We start from the raw sequence: 3486 nt of genomic DNA on the forward strand, positions 1-3486 counted from the left end.
ACTGTATCCCCCCACGTAGGTGGGCGGTTCGGGCGTTGTTGTCTGGTCGCCGGCCGGGGGGGGGGGGGTGGGCCCGCCCGGGGGGGGGGGGCGCCCGGCCCCCCCCCGCCACCCGGGCCTAGACCGCGACTGCTTCGAACTCGTCGGCGGTGGCGACGATGGTGATGCGGGGGCGGGCGACGGGGGTCTGCGGCGTGCCCTCGTACATGTCGGTCTGGGGCTTCTTGGCCGTGCCGGTGATGCGCACCCGGTCGCCTTCCTCGGCCTCCCACGCGGCCTTGCTGGTGCTGAAGACCTTCAGGGTGAGTCCGTCTCCTGCATCGACCAGCAGGAGCATCCGGGAGCCGAACGCTCCGTCGACGGTCCTGGCCAGGGTGACGGTGCCCTCGTGGGCCACCTGGTCGCCCTCGGCCAGGGAGCGGGCGGAGGCGATGCGCTCGGCGCGCGCGGCGGCTTCGACGGCTGCGCGCTCGTCGCGGCGGGCGTACTCCTCGGCGGCCCGGCGCGCGGCCTGGTCCTGGCGGGGCGTCATGGACTTGCCGGAGGTGATCAGGCGGCGCATGTCGTCGGGGAAGGTGCTTCCGTCGTTGTCCATCCACTTGGCCAGCTCGGGCTCGGCGGCGCTGAACTCGGCCCAGATCGCCCGGCCCTTGGCGGCGTCGATGATGGCCCGCTCGTCCTGCTTGCGCCTGTCGGTGGCCAGGCGCTTCACGTCCTCGATCCGGTGCTCAAGGGGCATCGGGGCACCAAGGGCCCCGTAACCCCGGCAGTCGAAGCAGATGCCTCCGTGGACGTGTTCGTAGCCGTTGATGTGCCCCTTCCCGCCGCACCTGCCGCACGGCTCGGCGTATCCGTCCTTCTCCCGCCGGTAGAAGACGGAGACCAGTCCGTCGATGGTGATGGTCGCGCCGCCGCCGAGCGCGTTCAGGCGAGAGCCGACGTGGGTGACGGTCGGTTCGGGGAGGGCCAGGGAGACGGAGAGGGCCGTCAGGGCGGCGGCGAGGGCCTCCTTGCGGGTCGGGGCGGACGCGACCGGCTGCGGGTCTGCGGCGTCGTCCGCGCGGGCGACGGTCCACGTGCGGCCGGACTTGGTGACCTTGAAGAGCTTGTTGGCGATGACGCAGTGCCAGACTCCGCCGATCTTCGTCAGAGCCGGGAGCTGCTGGTCCTGGTCCGCGCGCTGGGTGGTGGTCATGATCTGTGCCCTCCGTGTGGTGCCGGGTTTCGAGTGGTCTTCGTTGTCCGGGGTGCCACCCCCTTCCAACAAGTTCTATATTACCAGTGTTGAGCCGGATAGCCAAGCCTGAGAAGGGGCCTGACCAGGCTTTTTACGGAATCCCGCAACCTGCGCGTGCCCTCCGAGCCAAGCCGCCCCCTCCCGTTGCCAGCCGCTTTTCGACCAGCCCACGACGGGCCGCACCCGGCGGGCGGACGGTCACGCGTTCGCCGGGGATGCCGTGCCGTGGGGCCGTCGGCAGGGTGAGCGGCGCGGCCGGCCACGGGCGCCGGGGGTGTGTGAGGGGGTGGCGCGGGAGCGCCCCTCACACCCGGCCGGAGGTCGGGTGCCGCTCGACGGAGCCGCGCACCTGCCGCTGGCCCCGCCGGGCGGCCGTCGCTCGCGTCGGGTTCGCCCCCTCTCGGCGCGCGGCCGGCGAAGCCTCGGCGGTCCGTCGGCGCCCACCGCCGCCGGGGCACGCCGAAGGGGGCGGACACCTGATGTGGCGTCCGCCCCCTTCGGGGGTGTGCGGCCTTAGAAGGGGGCCAGCCCGACGTCCGTGCCGCCCTGCGTGAGGAGGTACCAGACGTCCTTCATCTCGGGCTGCTCGTAGACCCCGGGCCGCTTCTCGATCTCCTCGACCTTGGCGTAGGCGGCCTCCACGGCCTCCTGAGCCTCCTTCACCCGCTCGGCGGTGACCTGACCGGGCCGGGTGAGCATGTCCTGGGCCAACGCCGCACCGAGGCGCTGGACGGCGTACGCGAGATCGAACAGCTCGGTCAGCGCGTCCGCGATCGGGTCGGCCTCGGGCCGCGAGTTGTCGACGACCACCTTGACGGGGAATCCGCACCGCCGGAGTTCGCGGGTGACCTTGGCGAACTTGAAGTGGTCGAACGGCCAGGCGCGGGTGCCGGGCGCAGCGAACGCGTTCAGGGAGTGCGACCACTCGAATCCGTGCTGCCGCAGGATCACCCTCGGCCAAGCGTGGTGCTCGCTGATGCGCGCGGTGGTGCCGTAGACCCTGCTGTGCTCGATGATGGTGGTGATCACGGGGTTCCTCCGTGGTGTGGGTTTCGAGTGGTTCTCGCTGTCCGGGGCGCCACCCCCTTCCAACAAGCTCAATATTACCAGTATTGGGCCGGATTTGGAAGCGGGGGGCGGTTCCGATCAGGGGTTTTTCTGGACCCGGGGCGGCGACAGGCCGCCGCCCCGGGTCCGGTCAGCCCTGACGGGCCGCGCGGGCGTCGCGTTCGCGGACGGCGTCGGCCACAGCACCGGCGAACGCCCGTCCGGCGCTCCCGCTGCCCGTCCAGGCGAACGGCACCGGCCTGTTGTCCAGGTACAGGCGGACCGCTTCGCGGGCCGTCTTGCGGCTGTCCACGCTGAACACCGCGTCGCCGATGGCGGGGAGGGACACGGTGACGTTGGTCCACACGTACTCGGCGGCCCGGTGCTCGTCGTGGATGACGCGGGCGGGCTCGACCTGGAGGAGGTGGGCCAGCGTGTCGGTGAACTCGCGGGCGGCCTCGTGGGTGTCGAACGGGCCCGGGATAAGGGCTGCGTCGTGGCCGATGGCGGTGTGGATCTGGAACTTCATGGCGTGCTCTCCTGCGGGCGTGGTGTCGGGTTTCGAGCGGGGCCGGGCGGCGGTGCCGTCCGCCGCCCGGCCGGGCGGGGTCAGTTGGTGGCGTCGGCCTCCTCGTCGTCGGTGCGCCACAGCGGCAGGGCCTCGAAGTCCTGGCTGGGCGCGAGCTTGATCACGGCCGCGCGCACGGTGGCGGCCTTGACGGTGGCGGGCATGAGGGCGGCGACGGCGCGGGGGTCCTTGTTCGCGCGCCACATGGCGTAGAGCACGCGCTGACGCTCGGCGCGGGCCTTCGTCAGCGCTTCACGGGCGGCCTGGTAGGCCGCCTCGGCCTCCAGCCCCTCCATGAGGAGGGGGGTGTCGATGCCCTCCCGCTGCTGGGACGCTTCGATCATCTCGGCGCGCATCGCCTGGTAGACCGTGCGGCCGATCGCCTCCGCCTCGACCTGAAGCTCGGGGGTGATCTGCTCGCTCATGGGTTCCTCCGGTGTGGGTTTCGAGTGGTTCTCGTTGTCCGGGGTGCCACCCCCTTCCAACAAGCTCAATATTACCAGCACTGGACCGAATCACCAAGCTGAAAAGGGGTCTGACCAGGGTTTTTCCCGGAAGTTCCATGATCTTTTAGCGGGCGTCCGGGCCCCCGCCGACCCCCCTCCCAGCCAGCCGTCTTTCCCTCCCCGGCCAC

4 protein-coding genes are annotated in these 3486 nt (G+C 71.5%); all 4 read right to left on the reverse strand.

All coding sequences use genetic code 11. The features are described from left to right. Positions 1 to 118 precede the first annotated feature (118 nt). The 4 genes from RIF68_RS31280 to RIF68_RS31295 all read right to left on the reverse strand — a co-directional run bounded on the left by RIF68_RS31280 (position 119) and on the right by RIF68_RS31295 (position 3277). Complete coding sequence (locus tag RIF68_RS31280; RefSeq protein ID WP_309054639.1) at positions 119 to 1195, reverse strand: hypothetical protein; 1077 nt, start codon at positions 1193 to 1195, stop codon at positions 119 to 121. Positions 1196 to 1750: 555 nt separating this feature from the next. Continuing rightward, positions 1751 to 2266 (reverse strand): hypothetical protein, encoded by a 516-nt coding sequence (locus RIF68_RS31285; RefSeq protein ID WP_309054640.1) that lies wholly within the window; start codon positions 2264 to 2266, stop codon positions 1751 to 1753. Positions 2267 to 2435: 169 nt separating this feature from the next. Next, on the reverse strand, positions 2436 to 2813 hold the full coding sequence (locus tag RIF68_RS31290; RefSeq protein ID WP_309054641.1) for a hypothetical protein: 378 nt from the start codon (positions 2811 to 2813) through the stop codon (positions 2436 to 2438). Between the two features lie 80 nt (positions 2814 to 2893). Beyond that, complete coding sequence (locus tag RIF68_RS31295) at positions 2894 to 3277, reverse strand: hypothetical protein (protein ID WP_309054642.1); 384 nt, start codon at positions 3275 to 3277, stop codon at positions 2894 to 2896. Positions 3278 to 3486 lie beyond the last annotated feature (209 nt).

Source organism: Streptomyces sp., assembly GCF_031178505.1.
In the GTDB taxonomy this organism is placed as follows: Bacteria; Actinomycetota; Actinomycetes; order Streptomycetales; family Streptomycetaceae; genus Streptomyces; species Streptomyces gulbargensis.